Genomic DNA, 7,236 nt, shown 5'->3' on the forward strand with positions numbered 1-7,236 from the left:
CATGGCCGCCTACAAGATCATCGACCATACCTACGACGTGGTCGTCGTCGGCGCCGGTGGCGCCGGCCTGCGCGCCACCATGGGCATGGGTCAGGCCGGCTTCAAGACCGCCTGCATCACCAAGGTGTTCCCCACCCGCTCGCACACCGTGGCCGCCCAGGGCGGCATCGGCGCGTCGCTCGGCAACATGGCCGAGGACAACTGGAAGTGGCACATGTACGACACCGTCAAGGGGTCGGACTGGCTGGGCGACCAGGACGCCATCGAGTACATGTGCCGCGAGGCCGTGCCGGCCGTGCACGAGCTGGAGCATTTCGGCGTGCCGTTCTCGCGCACTCCGGAAGGCAAGATCTACCAGCGTCCGTTCGGCGGCCACATGTCCAATTTCGGCGAGAAGCCGGTGCAGCGCGCCTGCGCCGCCGCCGACCGCACCGGGCATGCCATCCTGCACACGCTGTACTCCCAGTGCCTGAAGCACCAGTGCGAGTTCTTCATCGAGTACTTCGCCATCGACCTGATCATGGAGAACGGCGCCTGCCGCGGCGTCGTCGCCTGGAACCTGGATGACGGCACGCTGCACCGCTTCCGCGCCCATAAGGTGGTGCTGGCCTCGGGCGGCTATGGCCGCGCCTTCTTCTCCTGCACCTCGGCGCACACCTGCACCGGCGACGGCCACGGCTTGGTCGCCCGCGCCGGCCTGCCGCTGCAGGACATGGAATTCGTGCAGTTCCACCCCACCGGCATCTACGGTTCGGGCTGCCTGATCACCGAGGGCGCCCGCGGCGAGGGCGGCTACGTCACCAATTCCGCCGGCGAGCGCTTCATGGAGCGCTATGCCCCCACCGCCAAGGACCTGGCGTCCCGCGACGTGGTGTCGCGCGCCATGACCATGGAAATCCGCGAAGGCCGCGGCGTGGGCAAGGAAAACGACCACATCTACCTGCACCTGGAACATCTGGGGGCCGAGACCCTGGAACTGCGCCTGCCGGGCATTTCCGAGACGGCGAAGATCTTCGCCGGCGTGGACGTGACCAAGGAGCCGATCCCGGTGCTGCCGACCGTCCACTACAACATGGGCGGTATCCCCACCAACGTGTACGGCGAGGTGCTGCGCCCCACCGCCGAGAACCCCGACGCCACCGTCGAAGGCCTGATGGCCATCGGCGAGGCGGCCTGCGTCTCGGTGCACGGCGCCAACCGTCTGGGCACCAACTCGCTGCTGGACATCGTGGTGTTCGGCCGCGCCTGCGCGCTCCGCGCCGCCGAGACCATGAAGCCCGGCACGCCGCACAAGCCGCTGCCCAAGGACGGCAGCGACCTCGCCCTGTCGCGCTTCGACCGGCTGCGCAACGCCAACGGCTCCATGCATACCAGCGAGATTCGTCTGGCCATGCAGAAGACCATGCAGATGGACGCGGCGGTGTTCCGCACGTCCAAGTCGCTGGCCGAAGGCTGCGCCAAGATGGATCAGGTCGCTTCGACCCTGCCCCAGCTCAAGATCAACGACCGCTCCACCGTGTGGAACTCGGACCTGGTCGAGGCGCTGGAACTGGAAAACCTGATGGATTGCGCCCTGGCCACCATCGTGTCGGCGGAAGCCCGCCACGAAAGCCGCGGCGCCCACGCCCACGAGGATTATCCCGACCGCGACGACGTCAACTGGCAGAAGCACTCGCTGGCCTGGGTCGAGAGCGGCAAGGTGAAGCTGGACTACCGTCCGGTGCACACCTACACGCTGACCGACGAGGTCGAGTACATCAAGCCGCAGAAGCGCGTGTACTAAGGAAGGGTTAGGAGAACGCACATGGTTGAATTCGCCCTGCCCCCCAATTCGCGGGTCCAGCCCGGCAAGGTCTACAAGGCTGCCGGCGCCAAGAACGTCAAGGTCTTCAAGATCTACCGCTACGACCCCGATTCCAACGCCAACCCGCGGCTCGACAGCTACGAGATCGATCTTGACGCCTGCGGCCCGATGGTTCTGGACGCCCTGCTGAAGATCAAGAACGAGATCGACTCGACGCTTACCTTCCGCCGCTCGTGCCGCGAGGGCATCTGCGGCTCGTGCGCCATGAACATCGACGGCACCAACACCCTGGCCTGCCTCAAGCCCATCGAGGACATCAAGGGCGACGCGGCGATCTATCCGCTGCCGCACATGCCGGTGGTCAAGGACCTGATCCCCGACCTGACCCTGCCCTACGCCCAGCTGGCCTCCATCAAGCCCTGGATGCAGACCCAGACCGCGCCCCCGCCCGATGGCGAGCGCCTGCAGAGCCCGGAAGAGCGCGAGAAGCTCGACGGCCTGTGGGAATGCATCCTGTGCTTCTGCTGCCAGACCAGCTGCCCCAGCTACTGGTGGAACGGCGACCGTTACCTGGGCCCGTCGGTGCTGCTGCAGGCCGCCCGCTGGATTCTCGACTCCCGCGACGAGATGACCGGCGAGCGTCTGGACGATCTTGAAGATCCCTTCAAGCTCTATCGCTGCCACACCATCATGAACTGCACCAAGACCTGCCCCAAGGGCCTCAACCCGGCCAAGGCGATCGGTGCCATCAAGGAAAAGATCATGGAGCGCCGCGTCTGAGCGGCATCCCGGTCGAACGAACGGAAAAGGGGCGGTTCCCGACGGGAGCCGCCCCTTTTTTCCGTTCCTATTCGCCGGCGGCGGCCGGCCCCTGCCGGTCCCGTTCGCGCTGCCAGTCCTTGACCCGCGAGGCGGAGAACGGATCGACCAGCGTTCCGTCGGCCATGCGCATGTCGGGATCGAAACAGCGGTAATTGGCGCGGTGCGGCGTGGTCAGGCGACATTGCCATCTGATTTCGCTGCTCAACATGGATTTCAGTCCGTAGACCTCGCAGGCCTCGGCGGCCAGGCGGTCCCGCTCGGCCCGGGGGGTATCGCCGCCGAAGCAGACCGTCACCTGCCCGTCATAGCCGGGCAATTTCTGCTTCTTGATGGAGCGGTCCATGTAGCCGCGGTCGACGAAGGCGTCCCCCGACGAACAGCCGCCGACCAAGGTGATAAGGACGGCAAGAGCGGCACTGCGGAAAGCATGCATCGGAAAAGCCCATGAAAACCGGTGGGGTCGCCCCAATGTTTAAACCAAAGGCCGGGTTTTGGAAACATTCCTGCGCCTGGGACGTTGTCACTGGGATCACTCGGGGCTATTCTCGGGGAAATGGCGTCTACCCCTGGGGTGGGAAAGAGGAGTAGGTCTATGTCCGACGGCAAGAAATTCCGGCTGGTTACCCGCAGCGACTTCGACGGTCTGGTCTGCGCGGTGCTGCTGAAGCAGCTCGATCTCATCGACGACATCAAGTTCGTCCACCCGAAGGATATGCAGGACGGCATCATCGAGATCGGGCCGAAGGACATCACCACCAACCTGCCCTATGTGGAGGGGGTGCACATCGCCTTCGACCACCACCTGTCCGAGACCATTCGGGTGGGCAAGAAGGAAAACCACGTCATCGAGGCCGAGGCCCCCTCGGCGGCCCGCGTGGTCTATAACTACTACGGCGGCGCCAAGGTGTTCCCGGCCTCCTGGAACGAGATGATGGCGGCGGTGGACCAGGGCGATTCCGCCCAGTACTCCCTGGACGAGATTCTCGACCCCACCGGCTGGACCCTGCTGAACTACATCATGGACGCCCGCACCGGCCTGGGCCGCTTCCGCGAGTTCCGGGTGTCAAACTACCAGCTGATGATGGACCTGATCGATTACTGCCGGAACCACAACATCGACCAGATCCTGGCCCTGCCCGACGTCAAGGAACGGACCGACATCTATTTCGAGCACGCCGACAAGTTCAAGGAGCAGATCAAGCGCTGCTCCACCGTCCACAAGAACCTGGTGGTGCTGGACCTGCGCGGCGAGGAGACCATCTACGCCGGCAACCGCTTCATGATCTACGCGCTGTACCCGGAGACCAACATCTCCATCCACGAGCTGTGGGGCGTCAAGAAGCAGAACACCGTGTTCGCCATCGGCAAATCCATCGTCAACCGCTCGTCCAAGACCAATGTGGGCGAGCTGTGCCTGAAGTACGGCGGCGGCGGCCACGCCAACGCCGGCACCTGCCAGGTGGACAACGCCGTGTGCGACAAGGCGCTGGGCGACATCATCGCCAAGATCACCGCCGACGGCTGAACGGCCGGGCATCCACGACCGGGCGGGAGGCAACTCCCGCCCGCTTTCGTTTCGGGAGCAGAGCGTCACCATGGGCGAAGGCCCCCTGTTCGCCTACCGCGCCAAGGTCCAGAACGGCGAGGTCCGGCCCGATGTCGCCCAGGAACTGGCCATGGAGAAGCTGCAGAGCCTCCACCACGCCCTGGCACGCTATCGCCCGGCGCTGGGCGAGACCGGCTGGCTGGCCCGCTTCGGCCTGAAGAAGGCGGCGCCGTCCTCCACCTGGACCTGGGGCGGCGGTGATCTGGCGGCCCAGGCGGCGCCCAAGCACGGCCTGTACATCTTCGGCGAGGTGGGGCGCGGCAAGTCCATGCTGATGGACCTGTTCTTCCACACCGCCTCGATTCCGGGCAAGAAGCGCGTGCATTTCCACGAGTTCATGCGCGACATCCACGCCGACATCCACAAATGGCGCCAGACGCCGAGCCGCGGCGATTCCGACCCCATCCCCAAGCTGGCCCGCTCCATCGCGGCCGAGGCCTGGCTGCTGTGCCTGGACGAGTTGCAGGTCTCCGACATCGCCGACGCCATGATCGTCGGCCGGCTGTTCAAGTGCCTGATGGACGACGGCGTGGTGGTGGTGATCACCTCCAACCGCCACCCCAACGACCTGTACAAGGACGGATTGCAGCGCGAGCGCTTCGTCCCGTTCATCAAGCTGATCGAGGACAAACTCGACATCCTGGAACTGAACTCGGAGCGCGACTACCGTCTGGGCCGCAAGCGCGGCCTGCAGGTCTACCACGCGCCGCTCTCCGAAGAGGCGGAGAACGCCCTGGAACTGGCCTTCGCCCGCCTGACCGAAGGCGCCAGCACCAATCCCCACACCATCGAGGTGAACGGCCGCCAGATGCGCGTCCCCCTGGCCGGAGCCGGCGTGGCCCGCTTCGCCTTCTCCCAATTGTGCGGCACGGCGCTGGGACCCAGCGACTATCTGGCCCTGGCGGCGCGCTACCACACCCTGGTGCTGTCGGACATTCCCCTGCTGTCGCCGGCCAACAAGGACGAGGCAAGGCGCTTCGTCACCCTGATCGACGCGCTGTACGAGCACAAGGTGACCCTGATCTGCTCCGCCGCCGCCCCGCCGGAAACCCTTTATCCCGAGGGAATCGGCGCCTTCGAGTTCCAGCGCACCGTATCGCGCCTGATGGAGATGCAGGCCGAGGATTACGTGATGCGGGAACACCTGGGATAGGGAAGGCCCGGCCCTCAGACGAAAACGTAGTCGACCTTGCGCCTGATCTTGCGGATACGCGTCGCGGCGGAAAGGTTGACGAGGTCGAGGGCAATCCCCTCCGACTTCAGGTACTTCAGGGGAATGACGTTCAGGACCCGGTCGGCCCGCTGCGCCCCGTCCTCTTCGCAGAATCCCTCGACGCCCAGGCGGTGCAGGTACCAGACCGCCGTCAGGAGCGAACAACCGTAGATGAAGGTTCCGTCGCTCTGCTGGGTCCGCAGCGCCACCCAGAAACGCGAACGGTGGCGCTCGCCGCGGTCGTCGGCGCCTTCCGGCTCCGGCGACAATACGGTCTCCAGGAAAATCTTCTTGATGGACTTCATTTCCCGCAGGTTCTCGTCGGCCCAGAGCAGGCGGTCCTCGGTCGACAGGTTCAGGTAGACATGCTCGCGGTCGACCGCCAGGACGTTCGGGCGCAAGGTCTTGATCAGGGCGTCGCCGTAGCGGTTCAGTTCCGATTCGAAGATGATGCGCTCCAGCGTGATGCCGTGTGCCTCGATGGCCTTCCGGATGGCGTCCAGATCCTCCCGGCTGGCCAGGATGCCTTCCTCGTCGTCGATCATCACGCTGAACGAGACCCGGTTGCGCGGGTCCTGCGCAAGAATCTGCGCCGCCCGTTCCCTGGCGATGGCGATCGACGCCTCGTCCTCGTCGGACAGGCGGTTCAGCGCCATGTAGTCGCGCAGATAAACATGGCACAGTTCGATATCCGTCAGCATGTCATTGCCCGCCCAGAACACCGCCCAGCGCATCCTTGGCGTTGGCGGCTCGGTGATTGATGATGGCCTGGGAATGGGTGACGTCGGAGAACCGCGTCACCGTCTCCTCGTCGATCGGCACCCGGCCGAATTCCGCAATCATCCGCTTGATGTCGGTATCGACGTTCTTGGCGGCATGGCCGCCCGCCGAGGATTCCTTGGAAACGGCGAGGCCGATCTTGATCACCAACTCCTGAATCCTGCCCAGGATGTTGCCGTGCTCGTCGAGCTTGCTCCGGCTGTCGTCCAGATTGGCCGCCAGATCCGCCAACTGCCGGTTCTGGACGTCGTTGCAGTCCTGCACGGACAAGACCCGGCGATGCAGCAGGAACGCCATGAAAAGGGTCAGAAGGCCGAGCGACATGATCAGCACGGTAAACACCAGAGCCGCCATCAGGCCCGCCCGGGCGATCTTATCCGTCTTGTTCTTGTAGTTATCCAGGGAGTAGTCGCCCGCCATCCCCTCCAGGGCGAGCGTAATGACGACATTGCCCTTGGATTTGTTCTTTGCGCCGATCTTGATCGTCGCCGTCGCATTCTTCTCCTCGAAACCAAGCTTGTCATCGTCCTCGCCGCCGGCGATGGCGACGCCATAGAACCGTCCGCTCGGAACCGAGAAGCGAAGCTGTTCGCCCGGCTTTCCGGTGATCGAGACCAGGACGGTGACGATACTGACCGCCGCCGTCGGCGCGGCGAGGTTCCGGGGCAATTCATATCTGGCGCTTCCGAACGCCTTCTTGATCTCGGCCTCCATCTGCGGTCCCACATCCATGGAACCGGGAAGCGCCGACAGAGGGGGCGCCGGCTTGCCCCCCCTGGGGACCGCCGTTGCGGGGACGGCGACTCCGTCCTGGCTCCTCATCGGCGGCGGAACGACGTAGGTGCGGCTGATCTCGGTATAGGTATTACTGACAAGATAGTGATGCAGACCGTCCTGCAGATAATCGTATACAAAGACGGCGCCGCCGCCGATTGCCGTCAATATTGCCGAAATGAACCTGCCGTCGCTGAATACTTTCCGCAGGATTCTCAGCATGGAGACGTTCATTCC

At 64.6% G+C, this 7,236-nt stretch carries 7 protein-coding genes; 4 read left to right on the plus strand and 3 right to left on the minus strand.

Annotated elements, in window-relative coordinates:
- Position 1: 1 nt before the first annotated feature.
- Entirely contained in the window at positions 2–1,783 is a 1,782-nt protein-coding gene (gene sdhA / locus H261_RS17000; RefSeq protein WP_008619925.1) for a succinate dehydrogenase flavoprotein subunit, read from the plus strand.
- 21 nt (positions 1,784–1,804) lie between these two features.
- The gene (locus tag H261_RS17005; protein ID WP_008619926.1) at positions 1,805–2,584 is read left to right on the plus strand and encodes a succinate dehydrogenase iron-sulfur subunit; all 780 of its coding nucleotides are present in this window, start codon (positions 1,805–1,807) and stop codon (positions 2,582–2,584) included.
- A 67-nt stretch (positions 2,585–2,651) separates the two neighbouring features.
- Here H261_RS17005 and H261_RS17010 read toward each other — a convergent pair whose 3' ends face one another.
- A complete protein-coding gene (locus H261_RS17010; protein ID WP_008619927.1) occupies positions 2,652–3,059 on the minus strand; it encodes a hypothetical protein in 408 nt (135 codons plus the stop codon).
- 159 nt (positions 3,060–3,218) lie between these two features.
- Here H261_RS17010 and H261_RS17015 point away from each other — a divergent pair, with 159 nt between their 5' ends.
- Positions 3,219–4,151, plus strand: a complete 933-nt coding sequence (locus tag H261_RS17015; protein WP_008619928.1) for a DHH family phosphoesterase — start codon at positions 3,219–3,221, stop codon at positions 4,149–4,151.
- A 70-nt stretch (positions 4,152–4,221) separates the two neighbouring features.
- A complete protein-coding gene (gene zapE, locus H261_RS17020) occupies positions 4,222–5,385 on the plus strand; it encodes a cell division protein ZapE (RefSeq protein ID WP_008619929.1) in 1,164 nt (387 codons plus the stop codon).
- Positions 5,386–5,399: 14 nt separating this feature from the next.
- Here zapE and H261_RS17025 read toward each other — a convergent pair whose 3' ends face one another.
- Entirely contained in the window at positions 5,400–6,146 is a 747-nt protein-coding gene (locus tag H261_RS17025) for a hypothetical protein (RefSeq protein WP_152426928.1), read from the minus strand.
- A gap of 1 nt (position 6,147) precedes the next feature.
- Positions 6,148–7,236 (minus strand): hypothetical protein (locus H261_RS17030; RefSeq protein ID WP_235062965.1); only part of this gene is annotated, 1,089 nt, incomplete at its 5' end.

Origin of the sequence: Paramagnetospirillum caucaseum (genome assembly GCF_000342045.1) — a bacterium.
GTDB classification, from domain to species: Bacteria; Pseudomonadota; Alphaproteobacteria; order Rhodospirillales; family Magnetospirillaceae; genus Phaeospirillum; species Phaeospirillum caucaseum.